The sequence below is a fragment of the Roseateles sp. P5_B10 genome (assembly GCF_056400485.1).
In genome coordinates, this window is the sequence record NZ_JBFULE010001724.1 from 1 (window position 1) to 538 (window position 538).

Here is a 538-nt window from a genome sequence, read left to right on the forward strand (position 1 = left end):
GGGCAGCTCGACGATGCCAAGGCCAAGGTCGTTCTGGCAGAGAAAGAACTTGAGCGCGCCACAACGCTGATCAAGACTCAGGCGATCTCCGAAAACATCGTCGATCAGCGAAACCAGCAGCTCGCGGCGGCGCAGGCTGCGGTTTTGCAGGCCGAAGGCGCCTTGAAAYTGGCCAAGCTCAATCTCGAATATACCAAGGTTGTTGCGCCTATCGATGGTCGCGTCAGCCGGCATCTGATCAGCGTTGGCAATCTCGTGCAGGGCAGCGACAGCGGTGCGACGGTGCTGACCTCGATCGTGTCGATGGCGCCGATCTATCTGTATTTCGACATGGACGAGTCGATCTATCAGCGGAACAGCCGGCTGTGGTTCGAGGGCAGGCGACCAAGTTCGCGGGATACGCCCAATCCGGTGCAGATAACACTGACCGGTGATACCAAGCCGTCGCGCGAAGGCAAGATGGACTTCCTCGACAATCGCCTCGATGTCGGCACTGGCACGCTCCGCGGCCGCGCCATCGTTGAAAATAAAGACCTCT

1 protein-coding gene is annotated in these 538 nt (G+C 59.0%); it reads left to right on the top strand.

Going from position 1 to position 538, the window contains the following annotated elements:
• A partial coding sequence (locus tag AC1DU6_RS35545) for an efflux RND transporter periplasmic adaptor subunit (RefSeq protein WP_477863313.1) occupies nt 1-538 on the top strand: 538 nt, incomplete at both ends.